The organism is Candidatus Abawacabacteria bacterium (assembly GCA_016207805.1).
In the GTDB taxonomy this organism is placed as follows: Bacteria; Patescibacteriota; Gracilibacteria; order RBG-16-42-10; family RBG-16-42-10; genus JACQZO01.
In genome coordinates this window covers 24,846-50,361 of the sequence record JACQZO010000007.1, presented here as the reverse complement: position 1 = coordinate 50,361, position 25,516 = coordinate 24,846, and the positions used below count along the sequence as shown (strand labels likewise).

Below are 25,516 nucleotides of genomic sequence, written 5' to 3'. Positions count from 1 at the left end.
TTATTTCACATGTCTTCACGTATCGTATCTACTGAATTTGCTGGTCGCACTCTTCAACTGGAAACAGGGGAAATGGCAAAACTAGCTAATGGTTCGGTGCTTGTTCGCTATGGCGATGTAGTAATCCTTGCTGCAGCTACTGTAATGCCAGAAGCGAAGCCGGATATTGATTTCTTTCCTTTGCTAGTTGATTACGAAGAACGTTTTTATGCTGCGGGGAAAATCAAAGGTAGTAGATTCATGAAGCGTGAGGGTAGACCATCGGATGCAGCAGTTTTGGCTGCTCGTCTTATTGATAGACCGATAAGGCCACTTTTCCCTAAGGGATTTGTTAATGACACTCAAGTAATTTGTACCGTACTTTCTGCTGATGGCGAAAATGATCCCGCTATTATTGCTTTGATTGGTGCTTCATGTGCTATGTCATTGGCTGGTTTACCATTCAGTGGTCCAGTTGGCGGTGTGCGAATCGGTCTTATCGATGGCAATTTTATTACTAATCCTACTTATGAACAGATTGAAGCAAGTAGCTTGGATTTGGTAGTAGCCGGTACCGCTGACGCCATTATGATGGTGGAAGCTGGTGCTAAACAGGTCGATGAAGAAACCATGGTAAAGGCATTAGATTTCGCTCATAGTGAACTCAAAAAAACTGTTGCCTTACAAAATGAATTGCTTGCCCAGTGCAATGTTACACCAATCACTTACACCCTGAGAATCCCTGAAGAACAGTTGGGTGAAAAGTGCCAGAAAAAACTCTATGATGTTGTCAAAGAAATGGTATCTGATGAAGATGCTAATGCTATTTTTGCTCATCCATTAAGCAAAGAAATTGATGCAGCTGCACGTGTACTCAAGAAAAAAATAACGGATCAAGTTTTAGCGCTTGACGATACATTTAGTGCCAAGTTTATTAGCGAGGTGGTGGAAGGAGTGCTCAAAAAACATTTGCGCAAAAATATTCTGGTAAACAACAAGCGCCCTGATGGTAGAGGATTAACTGATATTCGGCCTATTTCAGCTCGAGTTTCTCTTTTGCCTCGCACTCATGGATCAGCGTTGTTCAACCGAGGTGAAACTCAGGGATTGACCATTGCTACTATTGGCTCCAAAGGAAACGGACAAATGATAGATGATATGGATATGGACTATACGAAGCATTACATGCATCATTATAATTTCCCTTCTTATTCTGTTGGCGATGTGAGACCTTCACGTGGGCCTGGTAGACGAGAAATTGGTCATGGTTATTTAGCGGAAAAGGCTTTAGTTCCAGTGCTTCCGGCACTTGCTGATTTCCCTTATGCTATTCGCGTAGTAACTGAGATATTGGGTAGTAATGGTTCTACTTCAATGGCAGCAGTTTGTGGTAGCACCTTATCTCTTATGGATGCAGGAGTGCCTATCGCCGCTCCCATAGCTGGTGTCGCGATGGGACTGATGACCGAGCCAGATGGTACTTACAAGGTACTTACTGATATTCGTGATCTGGAAGATTTTGGTGGTGATATGGATTTTAAGGTAGCTGGTAGCGCTACGGGTATTACTGCTTTGCAAATGGATATCAAAGTAAAAGGTATTACTATTGATATTATGCGTGATGCTATTGCTCAAGCTAAAGTGGGTAGACTTTTTATCTTAGGCAAAATGCTTGAGGTATTACCTACCGTACGACCAGAAATGTCTCGCTTTGCACCACGGGTGATTACTTTAAAGATTCATCCTGATCAGATTCGGGATGTGATTGGTAGCGGAGGCAAAATTATCAATGAAATTATTGATTCTACTGGTGTTGAAATTGACATTGAGGATGATGGTACAGTGCTGGTTTCTTCTAATAATGAAGAAAATATGGCTAAGGCAGTAGAATGGATTAAGCGTCTTACTTTCAAATTTGAAATCGGTGATGTGTTTGAAGGAAAAGTAACAAAGATTATTCAAGATAGAATGTCAGGAAAAGAGGTGGGGGTTTTAGTAGAAAAAGTCCCAGGAAGAGATGGTATGGTACACATTTCTGAACTAGCTGATCGTCGTATCAATACTATTAGTGAGGTATGCAAGGTTGGAGATATGCTCAAAGTTGTTGTGTTAGATGTTGATCCAGTAAAGAATCGTGTCAGCCTTTCTCACAAAGAATATTTGAAACGCTTTGGTACTAATGGCTAAACTGTGGAATAAACAGTTAGGATGGATACTAGCAATATTAGTGGCTATTGTGTTGTGTCTTAGTATTGCAGCATTTTTATATCATCTTTATCGACCATTAGTATTAGCTAATAAGATTAGCAATCAAGATATTGTCGGCTATTTTGAATGGGAGGGCCAAGCTGATACCAGCTTCCCGCTACCGTCAAGCCTAAAGGCGTTGAAAAGCAAGTTGGACTGCGCATTACTAAATTGTCCTTTCTGGGGTGAGACAAATGCTTTGGTGCTAAGAAAAAAGACTGATAAAATTGTGGCTGAGCTCTATCTCTATAGACCAGATAAAGAGGCTCTACTAAATACTTGGCAAGATTTAAGTGGTGGATCAGAGCAGGTGGTAGTATCAGACACTTCCTATCAACTCAAATGGTTCGATACTATCGCTGTGATTTCCCCACATCCTACTGTTACTGTCGCCAAGCTTAATACTGTACAAGAAATGCCTTGGCTCAAAGAAGCGGGTGTATCCTCCTGGAGTCGACGTTGGGGCATATCTTTTTGCTCACTTGAATGTCTTAATTGGTGGGGCCAAGGAATTGGTGAAAAGTATAAATTTGATTTATTACCAGCTTATTTGCAAGGTACGGTACGCTACTTAGTACTAACACTGTACCCAACCAAACCATTCCATGCTGAATATCAACTATTTTTTACTGATCAATTTCATCATCCTATTAGCAGCAAAAGAGATTATCGGAAAGCCATTTTAGCTGGCGGTGACTGGGCTGCATTTGCTGGTGAAGGTCTAGCGAGCAAGCTAAAGATGCTTGAAGGTGAAAGTCAGAACTTTGGTTTATGGCAAACAGTCGAGACCTTGTGGGGTAATGCTCCCACTGGTAAAGCATGGGGAGAAATAGCAAAAAGTATTGGTGACTATCCATATATTTTCCATTGGGGAGGAACTTTGGAGCAATCTCGACTCACACTGACCATTTCTCCGGAGGAAAGATCTGATTGGAAAGAACACTTTACTCAGAATATTGCTCAGTATGCTGCTATCCTTTTTCCCAAAACTGTTAATTTTGTTTTGCCTGATGGTACTAGAGGGGCTGAATATGTGAAAAATACTACTTTGCTTACTGAATGGAAAAAAGAACATGAGACAGATGTCCTAACTATCAAGAGTCGTGATACTAGCAAACCATTGCTCAAAGTATATATTGCTGATCAATTAGATGGACTTGATATTAGTATTGCCTCGCCATTACGTTTAACTAGTGTTACCCAGGATTGCTTCATGACGTCCTCGCCGGTAGAAGAGTTGAATGCTCTGCGTTTACCTTCCACAATACTCTGGAGTACAGTGGAAAATAGTAGTACACAAGCGGTTAAGGGCAGTGTCTATTTAGACAATGAAGGGCATAAATGCTAGTGTCCGGAGGACACTGAGAATGGAGAATGAAGAGTGGAGAGTGAAGAATGACGCTCCCATTCTCCATCCTTCATTCTCCATTCTTCATTCTTCATCATGGAGGCCCTCAATTTTTTAGCAGAGCAAATTAAAAAATGTCATCTTTGTCGCTTGGGCGATACCAGAACTAATGCTGTGCCAGGGTATGGCAATCCTGAGTCTCCAGTGCTGTTTGTTGGTGAAGGTCCAGGGAAGAATGAGGATGAAAAGGGTCTGCCCTTTGTCGGTGCTGCAGGTAAATTTCTTGATAAATGTTTAGATTCAATTGGCTGGAAAAGAGAAGATGTCTTTATTACCAACGTAGTAAAGTGTCGCCCACCCGAAAATCGCGATCCATTACCCGATGAGATTACTACCTGTTGTAACAATTACTTAAAAAATCAAATTCGGTTGATAAAACCATTATTAATAGTTACTTTAGGACGGCATTCATTGGAACTTTTTTTGCCTGGTAAAAAAATATCTGAAGTTCATGGCAAGGCCATGCGTACTCAGGGAGAAAATGGTCTACAAGTATATTTAGCACTCTATCATCCGGCAGCAGCTCTCTATAATGGTGGTTTACAATCGGTATTGTTGGCAGATTTTCAGAAAATCCCTGCGCTCTTGGAACAATTAAAAAACACTAATGCTTAATCTCTGGGTATTACTTTTTTCTGCCATTCTCGGTTGGAGTACCTTATGGTTAGTAATTAGTCGCCTCACCCCTTGCGAACTATTGATTGATCAGGTATGCACCACAGGAATCGAATGGGGTGGCGTATTCGCTTTTTTCGTTGCTCTTTTTATTGCCCTAAGTGCTACTTTTGCCATGGTGATATTTTTCCTGCATAGATTCTTTTCTGGTAATGAAATCTTCTATGCATTCTTAGTAGTAGCCCTTCGACAAGGTGTGCTATTAAGTACCGGTCTCTGTCTACTACTTTTACTCAAAGCCCTACAAGTATTTTTCTGGTGGGATGGCTTGATTATTATTCTCGTTATGGTTTTAATTGAGCTTGCTTTTCATCGTAAACCTTTATCGCCATAAGTATGAATATTGATGTTATTCAGCAACAAGTAAATGAGTTGGCAGAATTGATTAATAAAGTGCAAAACTTTTCTGAGTTAACTGAAATCAAACGCAAATATATTGGGAAAGATGGTTTATTAGATGCTCAGTTTAAACAATGGTTACAAAACTCTTCTCCAGAAGAAAAAAAACAATTTGGCTCTCAGCTCCAAAGCTTACGCAATCAAGCATATACTTTATTTCAAGATAAGGAAGAACAAATAAAAATTCAGGAATTGGTAGCGCAAGAAAGCAAGGAAGCTATTGATGTGACATTGCCTAGTAAGTCACTCGGTGGTTCACTTCATCCCCTTACTCAAGTTCAATATGAACTTATTGATATCTTTCGCAGTTTAGGTTTTGCTGTTTTGCGTGGTCCGGAGGCAGAATTTGAGTATTATAACTTTGAAGCACTTAATATCCCAGCGACTCATCCGGCACGAGACATGCAAGACACTTTCTTTTTGAGTGGTGAGCACAAAGTAATGCGCACGCACACCTCTTCTGTGCAAGTGCGCGCTATGGAACAGTATGGTGCGCCATTACGTATCATTGTGCCTGGCAGAGTCTTCCGTAATGAAGCACTGGACGCTTCTCATGAGCATACTTTTTATCAACTTGAAGGCATGATGATTGATGAAAATCTCACCATTGGTAATTTGCTAGCAGTAATGAAATTGCTGCTAAGAGAAATGTTTGGTCGAGAAATTAATGTTCGTCTGCGACCTGGGTATTTCCCATTTGTGGAGCCAGGCTTTGAACTAGATGCTGAGTGTGCTATTTGTGGGGGCAAGGGCTGTAGTGTATGTAAACATTCCGGGTGGGTGGAACTTATTCCCTGCGGCATGATTCACCCCAAGGTTTTAGAATATGGCAAAATTGACTCTACTAAATATAATGGTTGGGCATTTGGTATGGGCCTTAGCCGTTTGGTAATGATGAAGTACAAGATTGATGATATTCGTCTGATGCAAAGTGGTGACTTACGTTTCTTATCTCAATTCTCTTTATGAAAATCTCCCGCTATTGGCTAGAGCAATTTGTCGATTTAGCTGATATTTCCAATCAAGAATTTTCTCGTCTGTTTAATATCCGCACGGCCGAGATTGATGGCATAGAAAGTGCAGCAGAGCAATTTGCTCATATGGTGATCGGTCAAATAAAATCTATTAGCCCGCATCCCAATGCTGAAAAATTGCGTGTTACTCAAACTGATATCGGTGATCAGATAGTACAAATTGTTTGTGGCGCTCCCAATATTAAAGAGGGAATGAAAGTGATTGTTGCCTTGCCAGGCAGTAAAGTCCGTTGGCATGGCGAAGGGGATTTAATTGAACTTAAAGAAGCTGAGCTAAGGGGAGTGAAAAGTATTGGTATGATCTGTGGAGGTGATGAAGTAGGTGTTCCTAGTACTGTGGATGGAGTAGAGGATATGTCTCAACTTGCTTGCCGACCAGGAACTCCTTTGGCCGAAGCTCTAGGGAAAGATGATACTATTATTGAAATTGATAATAAGTCGCTTACTCATAGACCTGATTTATGGGGACATTATGGATTAGCCAGAGAATGTGCAGTAATTTGGGACAAAAAGCTGCAAGTATTACCTATATACCAAGGTAGTTTTGGTAAACAAGAACTTACTGTTCGGGTAGAAGATGATCGATTATGTCCTCGTTATATTGCCTGTCATTTTTCCCTGGATGCGATCAAAGATGAAACGTATCTTGCTAATTATTTAGCTCGGATTGGTCATAATTCTCATGGCATCCTGGTCGATTTAACGAATTATATCATGCATGAGCTAGGACAGCCGCTGCATGTATTTGATGCCGAGAAAGTACAAGGTAATATTACTATTCGTCCCGCTAAACAGGGTGAAAAAATAGTAACATTAGATGGGATCGATAGAGAATTATCTGCTGGCATGTTAGTAATTGTTGATGAGAAAAAGATCCTAGCTATTGCTGGTGTAATGGGAGGAATCGACTCAGCTATTAGTGAAAATACTAAAGAAATTATTCTTGAGGCAGCTAATTTTGATCCTACCTCAATACGCGTCACTGCCCAAAAGTTATCTTTACGTACAGATGCAGTACAACGTTATGAAAAATCTCTTGATCCTCATCTCGCAGAATTAGCGGCCAAGCGCTTCTTTTTACTACTTAAGCAGTGTGCAGAAATTACTATTCAATCAAAAGTAGCTGATCATTTTCCTACCCCACCAAAGCCATTAAAATTCACCGTAGATAGTACTCATATTGCTAATCGCATAGGAGCTCCAGTGACCAAAGCATTTATTACTAAGACATTAAAAGCCTTAGATTTTGCTGTGATAGCTAAAGGCGAGAAATTGGCACTAACAGTACCAAGTTTTCGTGCTACGAAAGATATTAGCAGTGAAGCCGATATTATTGAGGAAATTGCGCGTTTTTACGGTTATGAAAAGATTGAACCTAAACTGCCACAAGTACAACTTACTTTGCCACCTAAGCAACCATGGCAAGAATTAGAAAAGCAGATTAAATTATTCCTAGCACATTCTTGCCATCTTTCTGAAGTATATCATTATTCATTCTACGGCCCGAAAGAATTACAAAAATTTGAATTTGCTCATGATCATATAGTGCTCAAGAATTCTCTTTCTGAAGAACATACTCATCTCAGGACTACTCTTTTGCCGGGCATGTTAGATGGCTTAGTAAAAAATAGTGCTTTATTTAGCAGAGTTGCTACTTTTGAAGTAGGTAAAGTGTATCTTCCTACCAGTGAAAATGATTTACCCAATGAAAGAAGCAGAATCGCTGTTCTTTATAGTGAAGAAAATAATGTTCAGCCATTTTATCAGGTTAAGACTTCTATAGAAGCATTACTCAATCATTTAGCAATTCCTTTTAGAACTAAGTCTTATCAACCAAAGCCGACAGAATTAGCTTTACAAAAAGGTCGCGCATTAGAAATTCTTGTTGCCGATAAGGTACTCGGCTATATTTATGAGTTATCAGCTCGTATTCGTAGTAAGTATAAGATCACTAGCAAAGTTGCTTTTGCCGAAATAGATTTTGAGGTATTGCTTGAATATGCTGGTCAAAAAGCAAAAACATTTAAACCTATTCCAAAGTTTCCCAGTAAACTATTTGACGTCTCTGTCGTGGTGGATCAAGCAATAGAAGCTGGTATAGTTTTAGCTAGCATTAGCAAGCTAAACACTCTGATTGAAAAAGTAGAGCTTTTTGATGTATTTACTGATACCAGTTTAGGCGAACAAAAAAAGGCTTTGGCATTCAAGGTCACCCTACAAGCTGGAGATAAAACACTGACTGATCAAGATATGCATATTGTCCAAAAAATGATATTTGATCACTTGGTACAAAAGTATCAAGGCGTGATACGGGGGCTATGAGAGAATTACAAATTACGAATTACGAATCATGTGGTGAGCCTGCCGAATCCATACGAATTGGGGATGCGGGAAGGAAACGAGAATTAGGAATGATTGCTGAGGAATATGCTGGACATTATTTGCAGGCTTGTGGCTATATGGTTGAACATTGTAATTGGAGATATAAGCATCATGAATTGGATTTAGTGATAAGAGATGCTAAGCAGCAGCTGGTATTTATTGAGGTTAAGGCTGCACAGGCGCCATTTGATCCGATACAGCATTTTTCCGATCGCAAGCAGCGTGATTTCAAAGCAGCTATTGGTGATTACTTAGAACAGTATCAATTGTGGGAAGAAACATTTTCCGCTGACTTGGTTACCATTTCATTAGCGACAGACTATTCGATCTATTCATTGGCACATTATGACAATGTTATCTAAACGGGTAATAGCAATTGATTATGGTTACTTGCGCTCTAGCTTTGGGTTTATTAATGATAATCAAGTAATTACTACTTTTGAACCAAAAAAGTTTAATTTAACTGAAGATGATTTTGCTCAATTAGCTGAACGCTATAAAACAAACCATTTTGTTCTTACCGGTCCCAATACCGAATTTTTACCAGTAAAAAGCAGCAAATACACTTTTGCCAAAGTCGGTCGCATTGACGCACTTACCCAGGGAGTACATTTCCTATCGCCCCAAGCTCCTATGCTAGTTATTCTCTTTGAAGTAGGTTGCCATCTCTTTTATCATGATAAAGAGACTCTCTATCTAGGCTGTTTGCCATACAGTTTTTCTAGTTTCGGTTTAGCAAAAGATATTAGCCTCAAAGAGGAAATGGGCCAAGAACTAAATTCTGCTCTAGCTATCTGCGCCACTCATGCTCTACCCCATACCAGAGTTATGGATCGTTACGAAACCCTACTTTCATATACTATCGCCCTAGGAATCAAAGAATTCCTAGCCCGTTACCAAGTAAATAATCATACCATCATAGGCAACATTACAAAAAACCAGAAAGCCCTACTGACTTCTTTCTTACTCCCCCCAATTCCGAATTCCGAATTCCGAATTCCGAATTTCCCCTCGTTGCCTTCCCCCGAACATATCGCTATCTTTGGCATGCTCAGTCCTTACCTTGCTTAAACATGTTGGCGAAGATTAGAAACTTTTGCATTATTGCTCATATCGATCATGGCAAGTCCACCTTGGCTGATCGCTTCATTGAAATTACTGGCACGCTAGCTAAGCGGGAAATGAAGCATACGCAAATGCTTGATACTATGGATATTGAGCAAGAGCGTGGTATCACTATCAAGCTACAACCGGTTAGAATGGAATGGAAAGAGCATTTATTAAACTTAATCGACACACCAGGTCATGTGGATTTTGCTTATGAAGTTTCTCGAAGCTTAGCTGCTTGCGAAGGAGCGATACTAGTAGTTGATGCCAGTCAGGGAATTGAGGCACAAACATTAGCTAATGTTTATTTAGCGATGGAACATAATTTAAAGCTCATTCCGGTAATTAATAAGATAGACTTACCGCATGCTGAGCCAGAAAAAGTTGCTCAAGAAATAGAGCAAGTACTTGGTTTGAAGCGAGAAGAAATGATATTTGTTTCTGGTAAGACAGGCCAAAATGTTGAACAAGTATTAGATGCTATTATAGAACGTATTCCCGCACCCACCTTAAGCGAGACCAAAGGACTACAAGCACTTATTTTTGACTCCATGTATGATACTTACAAAGGAGTAGTAACGTATGTACGTTTATTTGGTGGCGAAGTGAAAAGAGGGGATACCATTTATATGGCCCATACCAAGGTAAAGACCATTGTTACTGAAGTGGGTTACTTTAGACCAAAGTATGAAGAAGCAGCATCATTACAAAATGGTGAAATTGGCTACATTGTCACTGGAGTAAAAGAAGTGGGAGAAACTCGAGTGGGTGATACAGTATTGAGTGCTCCGGAAATTCCCGCTTTACCAGGATACAAAAAAGTACAACCAATGGTATTTGCTGGGCTCTATTGTGTAGAAGGTGATGACTATCATTTGCTGCGGGATGCCTTGGGCAAACTCAGCCTCAATGATTCTGCGCTGGTTTATGAACCAGAAAAATCTCAAGCACTTGGCCTCGGTTTTCGTTGCGGATTTTTAGGTCTGCTTCATATGGATATTGTCCAAGAGCGGCTAGAACGTGAGTACAATATGAATTTAATTATTACTTCACCAAGCGTTTCTTATCGCATCACGAGTGGAACTGAAACTCTCATGATTGATAATCCTGCTGATTTCCCTGATCCCGCTACTATCACCAAGCTTGAGGAACCAATTGTCAATCTCGAGGTAGTAACACCCAAGGAATATGTTGGCGATGTAATGAAATTAGTTCAAGACAGCCGTGGTGGTATGAATAATATGCAATATTTAGATCCCACTCGGGTCCATATTACTTTTGCCGCCCCATTGGCATCTATTGTTAGTGATTTTTATGATGATTTGAAATCTATTACCTCTGGCTATGCATCTATGAACTATACCCTAACAGGTTACCAAGAGGAGGATTTGGTGAAGATGGATATTCTGGTGGCGGGTGAACGAGTAGATGCCTTCTCCAGTATTGTCGTTCGTGGTGAAGCTCATAAAAGAGGTAGTGAGCTTTTGGAACGATTAAAAGATATTATCCCCAAAGCACAATTTGCCATTGCTCTGCAGGCAGCAGTTGGTGGCAAGATCATCGCCCGAGAAACCATTTCAGCTTTTCGCAAAGATGTCACCGGCTATCTGTATGGTGGTGATGTCACCCGCAAAAGAAAACTTTTAGAAAAGCAAAAGAAGGGAAAGAAACGAATGAAAATGGTCGGACAGGTGACCATTCCGCAAGAAGCATTTTTAGCAGTGCTGCGCAAGAATTAATTTTCATAACGATAAGATTACACTACTAGGTATAGTTTTTTTACTATGCCTTATTTCTTTGCTTACAATAAAAAACTAAAAACATTTGCTCGTAAGAATAGAAAGCCTTTGACTACTGCCGAACACAAGCTTTGGCAACTCTTGCGCAGAAGGCAGCTATTAGGTTTTAAGTTCTTACGCCAAAAGCCATTAGCCAACTTTATCGCTGATTTCTATTGTTCTAAATTGCGCTTAGTGATTGAAGTCGATGGCGGCTACCATAAGAATCAACTTATCTATGATCAATGGCGGTCCAAAGTGCTAAATGAAAAGTTTGGCATTACCGTGCTACGGTTTACAAATAATGATGTGTTGGATCAGGTAGAGCAAGTGGAGCATGCTATAGTGACTTGGGTATTGCAAACCCATCCTCGTCACCTTCTCTTAAGTAAGGGAAGGAACACTTGGTCTCGAGAATAAGCTTAATAAACACATTAAACTTCCCCTTCGATAAGGCGAAATGCAAAAGGGGTTTTCCGGGTAACACACTCTCTCAAGCTTGCGTACTCACTAACAGAAACATAATCTCTATGATCACCTTCATTTCGCTACTCACAGCTACATTGGTAACTACAGCGCCAGTATCTCTACCACCTTCAGTAGCCCATCTTAACCTGCAGAATACTTATTCTGCAGGGGAAACAATCCAAATTAAAGTTACTAATGATACTAGCGGTAACATTACTATCGATGAAATGGGGCAATGCCATCGTTTCTTTAGAGTGTTTGATCGTAACAATAATGAGCTTTCTTTGTTAGATCCGCTAGCTCTTTGTACTATGGACTTTCGCAGTATCACTTTGGCTCCTTTTGAAACAAAAGTAGTAGATACTTGGAATCAAAAGTTTTATACCAACTGTCCTCCTGGCGCTCAATGTGTTGCTCCTCCATATCTTCAAGTTGGTGAAGGGCCTTATAGCATTCAAGTAAATGTCGCTAGCCCCATTCATCAAGAGTTGAGAAAAACAATAGTAATTAACACTCCAACCACCACATTTAAGGATGTTCCAGCAAGTTATTGGGCCTATAGCTATATCATGGATCTCTATACTAGAAGGATTGTCCGTGGCTATGGTAATGGCAATTTTGGCCCAGAAAATTCTATTACTAGAGCTGAAGTAGTGAAGATCGCAGTAAATGCCGCTTTAGCTAAGGGTTTGCATCGTGATACCATTTCCTCCTGCTTTCCAGATTGCCCAACACTAGAAATTCCTGTACTCACATTTGAGGATGTCCCTCCTAGTCATGCTATGTTTCGTTATATAGAAATAGCGGAAATGGTGAGCATTATTGAGTCAGGTACTTATTTCTATCCAGATCGACCTGCTACTCGTTTTGAATGTTTACAGATTTTATTAAATGCTTTTCAAAAGCAAAATGAAATCAGCATGTTCAATGCGAGCTCAGCACAATCATTTTCTGATGTAGCAGCCCCAATGCAACGTGCATATACTGACTACGCTGCCAATGAAGGTATAGTTTCTGGTCAGAATAATAACTTCTACCCCAATCAATCTGTTCGCCGCTCTGAAATTGCTAAGATTGCTTATAACTTGCTTATTAATTAGTAGTTACAGTTTAAGGGCTGTGGGCCGTCTCTTTTCAGCAATAATCACTAATTGCTAATTGTTATTTATTGTGCTACTTTGTGCGCGCTATTTAAGGTTTCTTATGTACGCAGTTATCCATGTCTCTGGTAGACAAGAACAAGTAATGCCCGGCGAAGTAATCGAGATCGAAAAACTCGCAGGTGAAGTTGGTGATATTGTTTCTTTTGGTAACGCCATTACTATCGTAGATGGTGAAAAGTTGGATTTAGCTCCCAAGGCGGAAGTCAAAGGTAAGATTTTGGAGCATGGCAAAGGAGATAAGGTACTAGTCTTCAAAAAGTTACGTCGCAAGAGATATATGAGAAAAAAGGGTCATCGACAACAATACACAGCAGTAGAGATTCTAGCCTGGTAATATCCCTCCCCTCAAATTAGTAATTCGTAATTGGGAATTAGTAATTGACATGCTGTGGTGGTGGAATGGCAGACACGCCAGCTTGAGGGGCTGGTCCTCGCAAGGGGGTGGAGGTTCAAGTCCTCTCCACAGCACCAGCCTGCGCTCGGAGAGCTTCGGCTGGCGCGGCCATCACTGATAGGCTTAGTTTGCCATGTCTGCTTGTTCGCAGATAATGCACTCCGCTGAGCCAGCGCAGTGCTAGGCGACCGAAGTCGTCGTTCATGCGACGCGCAGGTAGCCATGTTGCCTAAGAATATTTTATTGTTTGTATTTCCCATGAATCTTCCTTATTCTTGGAATACTTAAAATTTTCTAGTGGTATTACAATACAAAAAGAAAGGCGACTATTTAATGGTATATAAACCTGCTAATGTACCAACCACGCCAGGAGAAAAGCCGGATTCATTGGTAGAACAGGTACTTGTTCAATTTCCTGAATTATCTCAAGTGAATGGATTTAAGGTGGGTGAAGGAGGTTTATTGTATAGACTTGATACTATTACTTCAGGCTTGGTTTTGTTTGCTTGCAATGATCAAGCGTTCAAATCATTCATCAAAGCAGCAGATGAGGGAAAAATTAAGAAGAAGTACCTTGCCAAAGTGTTGGGACATATGGAAAGAGCTGCTGGTTACATCGATTGGCCAATTGCGCATCATCCCACCAAGAAGTCACGAATGATTGTTTATAAAGATGCGGGACAGAAAAAGAGGGGACAATGGCGAGACTCTATTACGGATTATCGAGTAGTTAAATTAATTGGGGGAAATACGCTACTAGAAATAGCTATTACTCAGGGTGCGCGTCATCAAATACGTGTACATTTGGCTGCTATTGGGAATCCTTTGTGTGGTGATCCACTTTACAATCCAGGTTCAGCAGGAGAAGAGTTCCTTTTGGAATGTATTTCTGTCGAGTGGGTAGGAAAGGATATTTTTAGTTTACAAGAAATATTAGGTGACAAAAAAGATGCCTTGTAAACTGGGCACAATAGTTTAGTTATGATAGCCTGGCTTTGATCGTTTTTGTTAGCAAAATTGTTATGATGTTTCCTACGCATGTAGTAACAACAGCAGCCACCACAGCCTATTTCCTCAACCGTTGGAATGTAAGCAATAATAAATGGCTTTTTGCTCTAGGATTTGTTGCCGGAGCTTTGCCTGATTTTGATTTGCTGTATTACATGCTTTTCAAAAAGCGTAAAAATACCATATTCACTGCAGATGCAGTCAATCATAGACAGACATTCATGCACGCTCCACTGTTCTATTTGGCCATACTCATACCTTTACTATTGATTTCACTACTCACCGGTAGTGTATTACTATATCAGGTTGTAGTGCTAGTAAGTATTGGTGTATTTAGTCATATTATCATGGATATGGTGTGGGTAGGCGGAGTACCACTTCTGTGGCCATTTGATATCAGCATGCGTGGCTTCTTTCTTAAACATTCTCGTCGTCAGTTAGCACAGTATGTAAAAAAGCAAGGTAATGACTGGATGGCGTTTTATCTTCATCACCCACTTTTTTACTGTGAAATGGCATTTCTAACTATCATGATGGTGGGAAATTTTGTTCCCGCTAGTTTGGTGATAGGAAGTAGCGCTTTTTTTGGCATTCCAGCTCTGGCAGTCAAGCTCAAACAAAGAAAGCTCAAGCGACAATTTGTTGAGGCAATGTAAAAAGCTTTAAACCCAAGCTTTTGTTTTCGCAAAGCCTTATTTATCATGTGAATAAACCTGGATTTAAAAATACTTGTCAGCTAATTTAAACATCGTTATAGTGCACCCGTGTTTAAAGTGTAATTTTAGATATTTCAAGGACAGTTAGCTCAGTTGGTAGAGCATCTCGTTTACACCGAGAGGGTCACAGGTTCGAGTCCTGTACTGTCCACCAGCCTGCGCTCGGAGAGCTTCGGCTGGCGGGGCCATCTCTGAAGGGTAGTTTTACATGTCTGTTTGTTTGAAGACATTGCTCTCCGCTGAGTCAGCGCAGTGCTAGGCTGCCGAAGTCGCGATTAGCGCGCAGGCAATGCCACGGCATGCAAGAATGCCTAATGATCATTTACAGCTCACTACTGAGCTAGCTTTTTATATTCTCAACAAATAAGCAGGTGAACCAAAGTTTCATTTTTCCTCCACTACACTAGATAGAGCTTAATCTTTATCTATGTTTTTTGTTTACTTCCTCAAAAGTCAGCAATCAGATTTTCTATATATTGGCTCAACCGGCAATCTGAAAAGAAGACTACAGCAACATACTGATGGCAATGTCCAATCCACCAAACATTACCGACCATTAGGACTTGTTGGTTATATTGTTTTGCCGACTGAAGTGCAGGTACATAAGTTAGAGAGCTATTTTAAGACTGGTTCAGGGAAGGCTGTTTTAAAGAAAAGGATATTGCAATATTAGGTTCCCCTTTCATTACGTCAGGGACATACTGCAATTGTGGCATGCTGGATTACTGAGCAAATAGCACAACTACTAATTAACCGATTCTCTTCAAGACCTTTTCTAGTAGATTTCTTGGCGCAATCAAAGGTACATCAGGATATCTTGCGATACCTTGCAAAGCTCTAGGACATCTTAGTATATTGCAATGCAGATTGTGAAAGGATTGCTAAAAATAACTTTCATTTGACCACTGCATTAATCAAATAAAATTTGCTATTCAGCAAAATGGTAATGCTAATTGGTCTAGGTATCAAACTTCAAGTTGCATCGACACCTCATTGAAAAGCAATCAATGCTTTAGAGCGTCTCAGATTTCTACTATCAAAACATTCACGAGGTATTGGAATAGTATGCTCTCTATAAAACTCGAGTTCTTTTCTTTGTAGTTTATAAGCCCGTTTATTAGTATGATCTTGTAATACTTCATCCAGTATCCTATCTGTAACTGAATGGATATCATCTGGAATTGTGTTGACTTTTTCTGTAACTGGATAGTGTTTATTGGTATTCCATCGAGCAGTAATAAGCTGCGCCTGTTCAGGAGTAAGCGGAAAATACTCTTGAGCTAGTGTATCATTATAAGGAAAGTCGCTCATCCAGAGCGGAAACCATTGTCCCCATTCTCCTGTTGTTTTCATATGAGTAATAATTCGGGGCAATAAATTTTCATATTCCTCTTTGCTATACTGTTTATTCAGAATACAATAGGCAGATCTGCGAGGGAAACCGATACACCCAAACATTTTTTCCGAGTGAAATACATACGCACAATACTGACTTTCCGCAAGCCCTGGAGACATATAACAAAACTGACAATTGTATGGTCCCTTACTCATGGCAAAGCTTCGATAAATGAATTGACCATCAAAGATAAAACTACTACGCATACAGTCTTTGCAGTTTTGCATGTTAAATGAGTCACTAACATGATCACTATTTTTAGTGATGAAACTGTTGGTGCAATCTTTACAATTATCAATATATTCACCAGTACAATCTACATTATTCACATTTGAATTATATACATAGCCTGAAGATGCTATGAGCTCCACAAACTGTTGCTGCAATGTAACCAGCTCTGACCATTTGCCGGTAAAAAGCTTTGCTATTCTGGTTTTATATTCTTCAGGTGTATATTGCTGATTCCACAGACAAAATTGTTTATGTTCTAGGCCAACACAACCAAAGCAATCCGAGCAATTACGACAGCCATAAAGAAACAGGGAGTTTCTGCAATTGAAGCTATGTTGTGCCCACTTGAGATCATAGCAACCATGACAGTTGATGCATTCATAGCAGAGCTCACAGTTAGAAATATAGATATTATCTATACAATCCCTACTGGAATAGACTTTATTGCCATACATGCATTCCTGACTATTGAGACAGTTGAAAGTAAAATAACAGTCCTTTACATTCACATTAATATTTACATAGGGACTATTCTCAGCATTGAGGGTTAATTGAGCTTCACGAGGGACAGTATTAGAAAGCTCAAAGAATTGTTGGAAAAAAGGTTTAGTGAAGTCATATGGTCGGCCGTATTGCAGGGGATCATTATCTTCACTAAGCCAAATATCTTGAGCATACACTGGGAAGGCTGTATTTGGTCGGTGAATACTAATGATATCTCGACCACTTTTATCACAGATACGATTGAACAAAGTTGTTTCATTTCTAAAGGCGAACATTTCCCTAAAACCTTCTAAAGGAGTGACTTGTGCTAAAGGAATCCGGCGTTGCTCACAATATTGCTGCTCAGCAGGCAAAATAGAAAAAGTCTTTTTGTCACGTATACGAACAGTTTCCATAGGAATCTTTTAACAGGAAAAGAATAGTACTAATTAAGCGCGAAACCAAACAGATCATTAGGCAGTACTTATGGTTAGTGTTACCTAATAAAATTACATGAGTTGTTTAGCTTAAGAACTAAACTCATCTGGTTCAGCTAGACAGTAACGTGGACACGCCCAAGAAGCCATGGTATAAATACCTCTCTATTTTTAGATTAAATGCTAGCTGATTTACATCCTGATACTAGAGATATTATTACCGACTGGTCAAAACGTGGTCCATTATTGGCATCAGGAGCTTCTTTTCGGAGAGAAAGATTGGCAATAATTTTAAACCGAGAGGTAGAAACAGTATCAGTACCAGATCACATTGAAAGAGCTGCTTGGAATAACATTATGGATGAAGGACTATGTGATGCTGAAAATTGGGGAAGTGTAACTATGATTGCAAGAGAAAAAGTTCGTTGGGTATTGGATAATCATCCAGAGGCGGCCACTCGAATGGTGGTTGGCTTAGATACTGTACCTTTAGCGACTACGGTTTTACCAAAAGTTAATGGTTGTTATACAGATGTACTAGATTCTCGGGATGACGAAGTTTTTAAACGCTTAGGAGATTTAGATCTTGCAGAAACAAAGATAGCTCGCCTCCTTACTGAAATGGGGAGCATTAGTGATTTAGATTTATTAGCACCAATCAGTCATGTTGTTTTTCATAAGCCTCGATCTCTGGAAAAAGCTGCAGATCAAATTGAAGAACTATTTCGTATAATGATGCAGGGATATAGTAGTATGCGATTTATTGATGCTGTTCTTACTAAAAGTGCCGGTTTTGGCCTTGAACGAAAACTTTTTCATAATCAAGATGGAGAAGATTGGTGGAAAAAGCAAAGTCATCGAAAACGTTGGTTGTTAGATTATATGTATAGTCGCAGATATTTAGCTACATGTGTGAGAGTTATTACTGCTATGGCAATTCATGTTCCTGGCTCAGATACTATTGAAACCAGCACAGCATTTGCTGATGTATCATTCGATACTATTAGCAATTGGGTAAGTTGGCGGTATTCCCCGGAGAGATTACGTGATGATTTAGTAATGGAAACTATTCGTTTAGAACAAGTTGCAGGAGTGAATCCTCAAATAATTCCAGGTGGTATTGACTACAGTTTAATTGGCAATGAGCCAAACTTGGACTCATTACTTAGAGGACATGTGCATGATCATGGAAGAGTTCCTGATAAACCAGATATATTCAAGGGTTTACCAACAAAAGCTTTTGAGTGCTTCCTAGAAAATTTGGCTTTCAAAGCATTTTCTCGTAAGTTAAAAAAACGACGAGGGGTGAGTTAAAGTGTTTAATCACTACTCTCTGTCGTTAGTTTGCGCCTCAGAGTTCATCTTCTTCAGTCTTATTCTCATGTTTGGTCATCACTCGTTCTGTTGATAAACCACTCTTCTTTAATTTTACTTACATACCAATTGTCTGCATGAGTAGCCATAATTTTTTCAGCTAACTTTTTTGCCGAATCGGATTTCACTCTAACAGCCGTGGTATGAAGCCAATGTCGCTCACCAGCTCTACTATTACCCCAATCTAATTGTTCTTTGAGAGTTAATAATAATTCTAAATTATCAGCATCCTTTGCTAGTATTGATTCTTTAGTTACCCGAGCATGATATTCATGTAAAACTTCTTGGATATAGTCACCAAAAGGCAAGGTGTCTGTTAAGTCTTTCAATGCTTTTTCTTCATCTACTTTCACATACTTTTGATGGGTATAGTTAAGATCTGCAGTCCGCACCTCAGATATATCATGTAGAAGACACATTTGCATTACCTTAGCTACATCCACATCCCCCTCCATTTTTGCCAAGGTCAAACCTATATATGAAACTCTATTGATATGTTCAGCCACGCTCTGTTTGCCAGTGCCCAAATACCAAAGACCACTACGAGGCGTACGAGCCAAAAGACCCATTTCAAACAAAAAATGCACCATGGATTGAATAGCTTGATCAGAGAAGTCTTGCATAAAAATTTATTATTGTCTGGAGCTTAACATTAAATAACGTTCCGTAAAGTTATTTGGCGATCAAGCTAAAGCTATGATATGCTAACAACTTTTAATAATCTCGAGCCATTTTATGAAAAAAGCTTTGGTATCACTCTCAATGTGCTTTTCTCTATTAGTGATTGCTGGTTGCCAACCGCAATCAAAAGTCTCTTTATCTCCATTACCTCAAGCAGTTGAGGAACTTCAAACGCAAACAGTTCCTGAAGTAAAGAAGCAAAGCGATATAGTTACTCAAAGTCCCATGCCAACACAAGCTGGTGTCACTTTGTATCGAGGATCATGGTTTGATATCAAATATCCTAGCAACTTCATCCCTAGGCCTACTTCACCGACAAATAAAACTAATGCAATAACTTCTGTTCAAACTGATGAGGCATATTTTACTTCACCAGATAGCACGGTAGAGTTCTTTGTCTTTTCTCCTCTTTGGGGAGGCAATCCAGAAAACTATTTAAATATTAGTAATACTGAAGAACAAGTGAGTGAAAAAACTGAAACTAGGAAAGAGAACGACTATCCTGGGCAATTTGGTGACAAAACAATTCGTTGGCTCACTATTAAAGCAAAAGATAGCTCCTATTATCGTTCACTAATATCTATCAAAGAGCAAATTGGCACTGGTAGTGATTTACATCATGTGTTCGGTATTAAATATAAGAACAATGACGCTTATGCCAAATATAGAGATGCATATGCTGCTTTCAAAAACAGCGTACGCCAGTATTCTGATTAAGAAATATTGTTCTCTACATTTGTAAGCTCCATTAAGTATATGCTAAAGAATCCAGACCATTCTTCATCATTTTCTATCCGTGAACTCTTACTAGCGAGTTTTATGTTAGGTTGCTCTGGCTCGGCCAGCTCTAGTACAAATGATGCGGAAATAATCTCAGATGCCGCTGAGGATACTAGTCCTGATATAGATCGGACTAATTGCCGAATAGCTGCTGTGGAATTAGGAAATCCTCGAGCATCAGCTCATGTACCACCAAACTCATTTGTATATACCTATCCAGGCACTCACGTACCTTTGCGCGTATATTTTTCTGGTAATTGTATGATGAAAGAGCAAAGGCTGATATTTACTAGTGATCGTACTCCTGGGCGTAACCAAATAATAACAACTGATGGTAGTAGTGGCGAAGATGCATGGAGTTCAATGGCCAATGAAAGAATCGTTGAACCTTTACCACGGGATGGCGACCAAAGATTACGCTGGACTGGGTTTATTAATATTGGTAAAACCAACAAACTAATTAGTGATACTGATAGCCGTCACGCCATACACTATACGGTTAGTAATGAGGTGAATTCAGTCTCAGGGATGTCTTGGGTACTGATCCCTGGCAGAGACCATATTTATCGCCCCTCGTTTTCTCCTCATACTGATTTCATTGCTCGTCATGAAATACCCCGTATTGGTGTATCGATTCATAATGGTCTTAATCCACGTATTATATGTCTTACTTTTAATACTGACGACTTTTCACTGGATACTCAGCGAGCTTACAACTCACTTCATGCTGCCCAGCCCAATTGTTTATACTTTGGCACCAGTTGCTCATCAAATGAAATATGTGCAAATACTACAGGGTCAGGTTCTTATGGTGCCTGTAGTAGTACTTCATTATGTAGACAATTAGCTCCCCAAGAAATCCACACTTTTGTTATCCCGCCAACATTGGCCGAAGCGATCATGCGCGACAGGCAATTACCACATATCAGATTATCAGTATCAGCAGTTACTAGTCATGGATTGCCAATAGCTTTCACCAGTGATGTCCCGGCTGATTTTGCCAGAACTTATAGTTTTCGCTAATAGTGTTTTTCTGCCATATCAATAGCAGCAATTCAATCTAGACAAAAGCTGTATCCAGCATTATTAATGATTTGATCATTAAGTTTCTGCCATGAAAACTCTGGAATTTTCAGTTACTATCAATGCCCCCAAAGAAAAAGTTTGGCATACTATGTTGGCACCAGATTCATACAAAGTTTGGACTGAGCCTTTTATGCCTGGCTCCTACTATGAAGGCTCTTGGGATAAGGGAACAAAAATAAAATTCCTCGGTCCCGAGAAAAGTGGCATGATTGCCGAAATTGCGGAAAGTAAACCTTATGAATTCATTTCCATCAGACATCTTGGTTTTATTCAGGATGGTGTAGAAGATACCGAAAGTGAAGCAGTGAAAGCCTGGGCGCCAGCATTGGAAAATTATACCTTTACTGAACAAAATGGTGTTACTAAGGTAAAAGTTGAGATGCAAGTGACGGCAGACTTTGAAAAGGATATGGTGGCCGCTTGGCCCAAAGCACTAGAAAAGTTAAAAGAGCTCTGCGAATAGCCAATTTGGCACTCAATATCTAAGAGGAAACACCTGCTGAAGCTGCTTCCCTTATTTAGTTAAATCTAGCTCATCATCAATACGTATCTGAGCGACGAAGTCGGGCACATGAGAAACTAAAATCATCGCACCGGTATATTCATCTAAAGCCTGGGCAATCACTGGTAAATGGCGGAAATTAATATGATTGGTAGGCTCATCTAAAATTAACAAACCAGGTCTTTGTAAAACCAATCTAGCAAAAGATACTAGCCCCTTTTGACCTTCAGACAAAGTTCCTATTTTACTATTGATAATCGCTGAGGTAATGAGAAAACCAGCAGCGGTAGAACGTAAATGCTCTTCAATTGGCTTTCCTGCGGATGATTCTAGCGCTTCCATTAAGGACTGATGAACAGTATGAGCAAAGTTTAAGGTAGAGAAGTCTTGGCGATAATATCCTACGCGCACGTTGGCACCAATAATGGCATCTTTAGCCTTTCCTGTTGCTAGGTTTTCTAACAAAGTACTTTTACCAATCCCATTGGGTCCAGTCAGTAGTAAATGCTGATTTTTGCGTACTACTAGAGAAGCCTTTTTTACTATCGGCTTATGGTCTTGAATAATGGTAAAGGCATTAATTTTAACAATTTCGCCGGCCAAATCTTCTTGGCAGGGGATAATGAAGCTACGAATAGTTTTATCTTCTTTGCGAACTTCGACAATATCATCTTCTAATTCATCAGCTACTTTGCGCATACGTTTTGCTACAGCACGCATCTTGCCACCTTTATGAGCAAAGACATTAGCCTTGTCGCGTTTTTCTTGAATGCCTTTAGCTAATTGGGCATTTTTACTATTTTCTTTTTGTTTACGAACTTCAATTTGCTGTACTACATCAAAATAGTTACCGACATATTGTTCTACTTGTTTGGTAAATACATCCAAGTACAAAACTCCGTCAGTGAACGCATTCAAAAAATCGGCATCATGAGAAATAACAATGCAGGTTTTAGGATAATTGATAATAAAGTCAGTAAGATGATCAATACCAGCATGATCGAGATTATTAGTAGGCTCATCCAACAACAGAAGATCAGGATCTTGGATCAATGCTGAAGCTAAGAGTAATCGAGCTTGTTGGCCCCCAGAAAAAGATTTAATGATGCGATCATGTGGAGCATGAAGGTTCACTACCGCCAAAACATCATCAATCCTTCTATCAATATCATAAGCTTTCTCATGTAAGTATTTTTCAAAAAAAGCTTTCACGGTTAAATCACGATCCTCAAGAGGAGTGACTTGAGGAGCAATCGCAATAGTAAGACCAGGGACAATATTCACCATCCCCTCATTTGGTCGATAATTACTACAAATTAACTTGAATATAGTACTTTTCCCCGCACCATTTTGCCCCATAATGGTGATCTTACTACCACGACGCACAGAAAAGCTCGCCTCAACTAAGATTTGATGCTCATTTTCAAATTCAAACGATACTGTATCGAAGCTAACAATAGTTTCCTGGGCCATAAGAAGTAACAAACAAGATTAGATCGCGGCAGAGAGTAGCGTATCTCACATAGTTTGGCTAGGTGAAAACCGGTATCTGAGAATTTTACTACCGAAAAAAGTTAGGTTAATAATATAACTGACTTAGAATTCTTATGCAGATTATTACCAACAAAAACATTCCGGTAGTCTCAGCAATTATCGAACGCATGCGTAATGGTGAGATAGAAGTGCTTATTCAAACAAGATGGAAGCCAGAAAAAGATCCGATTTATTCTGGTACTCTCGAAATACCTGCTGGAGCAATTGAACAATATCAGGAAATTTACGGCGCTCTCAAACGAGAGATCTTGGAAGAAACTGGTCTAAAAGTAACGAGAATAAAACCTGACATGAGAACTAAAATATATAGTTTCAAAGATGATGCTGCATTTGCTTTCATGCCATTTTGTTGTCAGCAACAAATTAAAGGTGGTAAACCTTGGATTGGCTTTGTTTTCCTTTGTGAAGTAGAAGATAGCGAACCCGTACCTCAAGAAAATGAGGTTAAAGATATTCGTTGGATTAATAAAAATGCTTTAAGAGAAATGTTGATCAATACCCCCGAAAAGTTTTTTACCCTTCAGCTTGGCGTATTAGATTATTATCTCAACTATTCACAATGAAGTTCAGAGCACCACACTATTATTTTTAATTTATTATTATGGAATTCAGCCAATTGCAAAATAGAGCAATCGCCGTGATGAATCAGTATATTCAATTGAATCAACAAGTCGGTAGACCTGCTTGGACTGCGGCTGAGTATTTACAAGCCTTTGTAGGAGATGTTGGGGATCTCACTAAACTGATCATGGCAAAAAACAACTTTCGCACTATTCCAGACTATGAAGAAAAGCTTGGTCATGAACTTTCTGATTGCTTATGGGCAATTTGTGTTTTAGCCAAGCAGCTAAATATTGATTTGGAAATAGAATTTCAGAAAACAATGGAACAAATAGAGAAAAAGATTACTGCTCAAGCATAGCTAGAAAATCAGTGGTAACGGATGCCTAAATGAGAACAAGTTTTCTCAAAAAGGCAACAAAAATAGATCACCAGCAATAATTGCTTTCTTAGTATTTTTATTCGCAGTATACTGAAGGTTGGTTATCAAGTTGGATTAGTCTTTAACTTCTCAATTCTATGACTATTCTTACCCAGGCAGCTCTACAAAAGTTAATTCAGGCCACCCCGGAGCCAGGAGTCTCTTTTTATTTCACTGCCAGTGCATCAGGTCAAGGTAGCAGTAAAGAAATTATTCAATGGAAGAATTTAATGCATGAAGCAGAGAGACAATTAGCGGAACGAGGGTTGGAGCCCAAAGCTAGTAATCGTATTCTATCTAAAGCCAAAACATTGCTCACGAATGGTTCATTCTGGCAAAAAGCACAAAAAGGCGTTGCTATTTTTGCCTCCAGCAATCATTTTTCTTATTACTTTCTGCCCTATGAAGTGACAAACAAAGTAACTGTCGATAATGCCTTTTACATTATCCCCCTATTAAAAGCTACCCTGTATGAAAAGGACTTTTATATTTTGGCTCTCAGTCTTGCGAATGCCCACTTAGTTTATTGTTCCCATGGTCAAGGAGAAAGTATCTTTTTAAAAGATGTCCCTCATTCCTTAGAAGAAGAGTTTCAGTACGTTGCTCTCGAAGAACATTTACAAACTCATGGTAATGCCAACTATGGTCGTGCTGGTTTTGTTCATGGTCATGGCGGCCAAAAAGATGAAGGTAAAAATGATATTACCCTTTTCTTTCGCATGATTGACAAAGCTATCCAAAAGTTATTTCTCTCCAATAAAAACTTCGTCATCTTAGCTGGTACCGAACGGCATCTCAGTCGCTACCGCCAATTGAGTCATTATCCCTATTATCTGGATAAAGCGATTATCGGCAATGCTGATCTCAAATCAGACAAAGAATTAGCTCAAGAAGGCTATCAGCTCTTGGCTGAAACGTTCACTATCAATGCCGATACTGTTGCTAACAAATACGCCAGTCTAATTGCCAATGGTAAGGGATCGATAGCGCCTGAAGCTATTTTAGTTGCTGCTCATAGTGGCCGCATACACGAGATGCTCATCAATGGTGAAAGTGAACTATGGGGCAAGTTTGACCCTGAAACCATGTCAGTAGATCTGCATCGAAAGCCATTGCCATACGATCATGAGCTAATCAATCTAGCCACCATAGAAACCATCAAAAATAATGGCCAAGTACATATCCAAGAAGACTTCCAAGAGCCCATCCTAGCCACCTACAGATATTGAGCCGCACTCTTAGCTCTCAGCTC

At 39.6% G+C, this 25,516-nt stretch carries 26 protein-coding genes and 2 tRNA genes; 24 read left to right on the top strand and 4 right to left on the bottom strand.

Translation table 11 applies throughout. The features are described from left to right. Positions 1-9 precede the first annotated feature (9 nt). From pnp to HY817_01845, 13 genes are all read left to right on the top strand, one after another. Entirely contained in the window at positions 10-2,166 is a 2,157-nt protein-coding gene (gene pnp / locus HY817_01905; GenBank protein MBI4835990.1) for a polyribonucleotide nucleotidyltransferase, read from the top strand. Further along, a complete protein-coding gene (locus HY817_01900; GenBank protein ID MBI4835989.1) occupies positions 2,159-3,574 on the top strand; it encodes a hypothetical protein in 1,416 nt (471 codons plus the stop codon). The genes pnp and HY817_01900 overlap by 8 nt, the downstream gene beginning before the upstream one ends. A gap of 96 nt (positions 3,575-3,670) precedes the next feature. Next, positions 3,671-4,249: a uracil-DNA glycosylase gene (locus tag HY817_01895; protein MBI4835988.1), complete on the top strand. Its 579-nt coding sequence runs from the start codon at positions 3,671-3,673 to the stop codon at positions 4,247-4,249. Continuing rightward, positions 4,242-4,643, top strand: a complete 402-nt coding sequence (locus tag HY817_01890; GenBank protein ID MBI4835987.1) for a hypothetical protein — start codon at positions 4,242-4,244, stop codon at positions 4,641-4,643. Before HY817_01895 ends, HY817_01890 begins: the two co-directional genes overlap by 8 nt. 2 nt (positions 4,644-4,645) lie before the next feature. Further along, positions 4,646-5,677, top strand: coding sequence for a phenylalanine--tRNA ligase subunit alpha (gene pheS / locus HY817_01885; protein MBI4835986.1), 1,032 nt, complete (start codon positions 4,646-4,648; stop codon positions 5,675-5,677). Further along, positions 5,674-8,064 carry a phenylalanine--tRNA ligase subunit beta gene (locus HY817_01880; GenBank protein MBI4835985.1) on the top strand — a complete coding sequence of 797 codons (2,391 nt, stop codon included), beginning with the start codon at positions 5,674-5,676 and terminating at the stop codon, positions 8,062-8,064. Before pheS ends, HY817_01880 begins: the two co-directional genes overlap by 4 nt. Then, positions 8,061-8,486 (top strand): YraN family protein, encoded by a 426-nt coding sequence (locus HY817_01875; protein ID MBI4835984.1) that lies wholly within the window; start codon positions 8,061-8,063, stop codon positions 8,484-8,486. The genes HY817_01880 and HY817_01875 overlap by 4 nt, the downstream gene beginning before the upstream one ends. Continuing rightward, positions 8,470-9,195, top strand: coding sequence for a hypothetical protein (locus HY817_01870; protein MBI4835983.1), 726 nt, complete (start codon positions 8,470-8,472; stop codon positions 9,193-9,195). Before HY817_01875 ends, HY817_01870 begins: the two co-directional genes overlap by 17 nt. A 2-nt stretch (positions 9,196-9,197) precedes the next feature. Continuing rightward, entirely contained in the window at positions 9,198-10,970 is a 1,773-nt protein-coding gene (lepA, locus tag HY817_01865) for an elongation factor 4 (GenBank protein ID MBI4835982.1), read from the top strand. Positions 10,971-11,015: 45 nt separating this feature from the next. Continuing rightward, positions 11,016-11,429, top strand: coding sequence for an endonuclease domain-containing protein (locus tag HY817_01860; protein MBI4835981.1), 414 nt, complete (start codon positions 11,016-11,018; stop codon positions 11,427-11,429). Positions 11,430-11,539: 110 nt separating this feature from the next. Beyond that, entirely contained in the window at positions 11,540-12,577 is a 1,038-nt protein-coding gene (locus HY817_01855) for an S-layer homology domain-containing protein (protein ID MBI4835980.1), read from the top strand. 103 nt (positions 12,578-12,680) lie between these two features. Further along, a complete protein-coding gene (rplU, locus tag HY817_01850) occupies positions 12,681-12,974 on the top strand; it encodes a 50S ribosomal protein L21 (protein MBI4835979.1) in 294 nt (97 codons plus the stop codon). A 51-nt stretch (positions 12,975-13,025) separates the two neighbouring features. Beyond that, positions 13,026-13,111: transfer RNA gene (locus HY817_01845), tRNA-Leu, on the top strand. On the opposite strand, the gene HY817_01840 is transcribed toward HY817_01845, so the two are convergent. Next, positions 13,090-13,239, bottom strand: a complete 150-nt coding sequence (locus HY817_01840; protein ID MBI4835978.1) for a hypothetical protein — start codon at positions 13,237-13,239, stop codon at positions 13,090-13,092. The genes HY817_01845 and HY817_01840 overlap by 22 nt on opposite strands. Positions 13,240-13,367: 128 nt before the next feature. Between HY817_01840 and HY817_01835 the strand changes: the two genes are divergently transcribed. The 4 genes from HY817_01835 (at position 13,368) to HY817_01820 (ending at position 15,431) form a co-directional block, all read left to right on the top strand. Further along, positions 13,368-13,994 (top strand): RNA pseudouridine synthase, encoded by a 627-nt coding sequence (locus HY817_01835; protein MBI4835977.1) that lies wholly within the window; start codon positions 13,368-13,370, stop codon positions 13,992-13,994. A 62-nt stretch (positions 13,995-14,056) separates the two neighbouring features. Continuing rightward, positions 14,057-14,698, top strand: a complete 642-nt coding sequence (locus HY817_01830; protein ID MBI4835976.1) for a metal-dependent hydrolase — start codon at positions 14,057-14,059, stop codon at positions 14,696-14,698. Positions 14,699-14,836: 138 nt separating this feature from the next. Continuing rightward, positions 14,837-14,912: transfer RNA gene (locus tag HY817_01825), tRNA-Val, on the top strand. 273 nt (positions 14,913-15,185) lie between these two features. Continuing rightward, positions 15,186-15,431, top strand: a complete 246-nt coding sequence (locus HY817_01820) for a GIY-YIG nuclease family protein (protein MBI4835975.1) — start codon at positions 15,186-15,188, stop codon at positions 15,429-15,431. Between the two features lie 317 nt (positions 15,432-15,748). Here HY817_01820 and HY817_01815 read toward each other — a convergent pair whose 3' ends face one another. Then, a complete protein-coding gene (locus HY817_01815) occupies positions 15,749-17,284 on the bottom strand; it encodes a hypothetical protein (GenBank protein ID MBI4835974.1) in 1,536 nt (511 codons plus the stop codon). A 201-nt stretch (positions 17,285-17,485) separates the two neighbouring features. Here HY817_01815 and HY817_01810 point away from each other — a divergent pair, with 201 nt between their 5' ends. Further along, entirely contained in the window at positions 17,486-18,619 is a 1,134-nt protein-coding gene (locus HY817_01810; protein ID MBI4835973.1) for a hypothetical protein, read from the top strand. Positions 18,620-18,684: 65 nt separating this feature from the next. Here the strand turns inward: HY817_01810 and HY817_01805 are convergent, their stop codons facing one another. After that, on the bottom strand, positions 18,685-19,278 hold the full coding sequence (locus HY817_01805; protein MBI4835972.1) for an HD domain-containing protein: 594 nt from the start codon (positions 19,276-19,278) through the stop codon (positions 18,685-18,687). Positions 19,279-19,414: 136 nt separating this feature from the next. Here HY817_01805 and HY817_01800 point away from each other — a divergent pair, with 136 nt between their 5' ends. The 3 genes from HY817_01800 (at position 19,415) to HY817_01790 (ending at position 21,689) form a co-directional block, all read left to right on the top strand. Further along, positions 19,415-20,077, top strand: coding sequence for a hypothetical protein (locus HY817_01800; protein ID MBI4835971.1), 663 nt, complete (start codon positions 19,415-19,417; stop codon positions 20,075-20,077). Between the two features lie 39 nt (positions 20,078-20,116). Then, positions 20,117-21,163, top strand: coding sequence for a hypothetical protein (locus tag HY817_01795; GenBank protein MBI4835970.1), 1,047 nt, complete (start codon positions 20,117-20,119; stop codon positions 21,161-21,163). A 91-nt stretch (positions 21,164-21,254) separates the two neighbouring features. Continuing rightward, entirely contained in the window at positions 21,255-21,689 is a 435-nt protein-coding gene (locus tag HY817_01790) for an SRPBCC domain-containing protein (protein MBI4835969.1), read from the top strand. A gap of 51 nt (positions 21,690-21,740) precedes the next feature. Here the strand turns inward: HY817_01790 and HY817_01785 are convergent, their stop codons facing one another. Next, the gene (locus HY817_01785) at positions 21,741-23,201 is read right to left on the bottom strand and encodes an ABC-F family ATP-binding cassette domain-containing protein (protein ID MBI4835968.1); all 1,461 of its coding nucleotides are present in this window, start codon (positions 23,199-23,201) and stop codon (positions 21,741-21,743) included. A gap of 134 nt (positions 23,202-23,335) precedes the next feature. Between HY817_01785 and HY817_01780 the strand changes: the two genes are divergently transcribed. From HY817_01780 to HY817_01770, 3 genes are all read left to right on the top strand, one after another. Further along, a complete protein-coding gene (locus HY817_01780) occupies positions 23,336-23,845 on the top strand; it encodes an NUDIX hydrolase (GenBank protein MBI4835967.1) in 510 nt (169 codons plus the stop codon). Between the two features lie 38 nt (positions 23,846-23,883). Then, entirely contained in the window at positions 23,884-24,204 is a 321-nt protein-coding gene (locus tag HY817_01775; protein MBI4835966.1) for a nucleotide pyrophosphohydrolase, read from the top strand. Between the two features lie 158 nt (positions 24,205-24,362). Further along, on the top strand, positions 24,363-25,493 hold the full coding sequence (locus HY817_01770; protein MBI4835965.1) for a hypothetical protein: 1,131 nt from the start codon (positions 24,363-24,365) through the stop codon (positions 25,491-25,493). Positions 25,494-25,516 lie beyond the last annotated feature (23 nt).

Bases quoted from the DNA above. Each gene is read 5' to 3' on its own strand.
- pnp (MBI4835990.1), top strand. From the start codon at position 10: ATGTCTTCACGTATCGTATCTACTGAATTTGCTGGTCGCACTCTTCAA.
- HY817_01900 (MBI4835989.1), top strand. From the start codon at position 2,159: ATGGCTAAACTGTGGAATAAACAGTTAGGATGGATACTAGCAATATTA.
- HY817_01895 (MBI4835988.1), top strand. From the start codon at position 3,671: ATGGAGGCCCTCAATTTTTTAGCAGAGCAAATTAAAAAATGTCATCTT.
- HY817_01890 (MBI4835987.1), top strand. From the start codon at position 4,242: ATGCTTAATCTCTGGGTATTACTTTTTTCTGCCATTCTCGGTTGGAGT.
- pheS (MBI4835986.1), top strand. From the start codon at position 4,646: ATGAATATTGATGTTATTCAGCAACAAGTAAATGAGTTGGCAGAATTG.
- HY817_01880 (MBI4835985.1), top strand. From the start codon at position 5,674: ATGAAAATCTCCCGCTATTGGCTAGAGCAATTTGTCGATTTAGCTGAT.
- HY817_01875 (MBI4835984.1), top strand. From the start codon at position 8,061: ATGAGAGAATTACAAATTACGAATTACGAATCATGTGGTGAGCCTGCC.
- HY817_01870 (MBI4835983.1), top strand. From the start codon at position 8,470: ATGACAATGTTATCTAAACGGGTAATAGCAATTGATTATGGTTACTTG.
- lepA (MBI4835982.1), top strand. From the start codon at position 9,198: ATGTTGGCGAAGATTAGAAACTTTTGCATTATTGCTCATATCGATCAT.
- HY817_01860 (MBI4835981.1), top strand. From the start codon at position 11,016: ATGCCTTATTTCTTTGCTTACAATAAAAAACTAAAAACATTTGCTCGT.
- HY817_01855 (MBI4835980.1), top strand. From the start codon at position 11,540: ATGATCACCTTCATTTCGCTACTCACAGCTACATTGGTAACTACAGCG.
- rplU (MBI4835979.1), top strand. From the start codon at position 12,681: ATGTACGCAGTTATCCATGTCTCTGGTAGACAAGAACAAGTAATGCCC.
- HY817_01840 (MBI4835978.1), bottom strand. From the start codon at position 13,239: ATGAACGACGACTTCGGTCGCCTAGCACTGCGCTGGCTCAGCGGAGTG.
- HY817_01835 (MBI4835977.1), top strand. From the start codon at position 13,368: ATGGTATATAAACCTGCTAATGTACCAACCACGCCAGGAGAAAAGCCG.
- HY817_01830 (MBI4835976.1), top strand. From the start codon at position 14,057: ATGATGTTTCCTACGCATGTAGTAACAACAGCAGCCACCACAGCCTAT.
- HY817_01820 (MBI4835975.1), top strand. From the start codon at position 15,186: ATGTTTTTTGTTTACTTCCTCAAAAGTCAGCAATCAGATTTTCTATAT.
- HY817_01815 (MBI4835974.1), bottom strand. From the start codon at position 17,284: ATGGAAACTGTTCGTATACGTGACAAAAAGACTTTTTCTATTTTGCCT.
- HY817_01810 (MBI4835973.1), top strand. From the start codon at position 17,486: ATGCTAGCTGATTTACATCCTGATACTAGAGATATTATTACCGACTGG.
- HY817_01800 (MBI4835971.1), top strand. From the start codon at position 19,415: ATGAAAAAAGCTTTGGTATCACTCTCAATGTGCTTTTCTCTATTAGTG.
- HY817_01795 (MBI4835970.1), top strand. From the start codon at position 20,117: ATGCTAAAGAATCCAGACCATTCTTCATCATTTTCTATCCGTGAACTC.
- HY817_01790 (MBI4835969.1), top strand. From the start codon at position 21,255: ATGAAAACTCTGGAATTTTCAGTTACTATCAATGCCCCCAAAGAAAAA.
- HY817_01785 (MBI4835968.1), bottom strand. From the start codon at position 23,201: ATGGCCCAGGAAACTATTGTTAGCTTCGATACAGTATCGTTTGAATTT.
- HY817_01780 (MBI4835967.1), top strand. From the start codon at position 23,336: ATGCAGATTATTACCAACAAAAACATTCCGGTAGTCTCAGCAATTATC.
- HY817_01775 (MBI4835966.1), top strand. From the start codon at position 23,884: ATGGAATTCAGCCAATTGCAAAATAGAGCAATCGCCGTGATGAATCAG.
- HY817_01770 (MBI4835965.1), top strand. From the start codon at position 24,363: ATGACTATTCTTACCCAGGCAGCTCTACAAAAGTTAATTCAGGCCACC.